We start from the raw sequence: 608 nt of genomic DNA on the forward strand, positions 1-608 counted from the left end.
TCTCGGCTACCGCTTCATCCATATCGTGTGCTTGAGCCGACACTGAGTTCACTTCATGCAAACATTCTTGCGCGGAGTGCATGTTGTTTTCAGAGATAACGTTCAGGTCAGTGGTTGAGTCGCTAACTTGGTTCATCACAATGCCTTGCTCTTCAATAGCAGAAGCAATGCGCTCTGAGTTGCCTTGAATCGCGTGCATGTCCGTGATGATTTGCTGGAGGCTCGCGTCTAATTGTTCAGATGCACTCAGGGTTTGCTGGCCTTGTTCGTTACATTGATCAATATAGGAAACCACCATCGACATCTGCGCTTGGATGTCCATCACCACTCGCGTGATCTCTTCCGGGGATTGATGTGTACGGCTCGCAAGAGCGCGAACTTCATCGGCAACCACGGCAAATCCACGTCCTTGCTCACCCGCACGAGCCGCTTCGATAGCCGCGGTAAGTGCAAGTAAGTTCGTTTGTTCAGCAATGTCTTGAATGATGTTCACCGCACCGCCAATTTTATCGACGTGTTGGTTCAATGAGCCGATAGACTGTTGGCTGTTCGAGAGGATACCCGTCAGCTGACCAACATTCGTCACGGTCATTTCTACGACAGAGCGA

The 608-nt window shown here is 50.5% G+C and carries 1 protein-coding gene; it reads right to left on the reverse strand.

Features of this window, described 5'->3' with window-relative positions:
• Window positions 1–608 (reverse strand): methyl-accepting chemotaxis protein (locus tag R7Q11_RS27630; RefSeq protein ID WP_225467165.1); only part of this gene is annotated, 608 nt, incomplete at both ends.

This window comes from Vibrio sp. 970, from assembly GCF_033339075.1.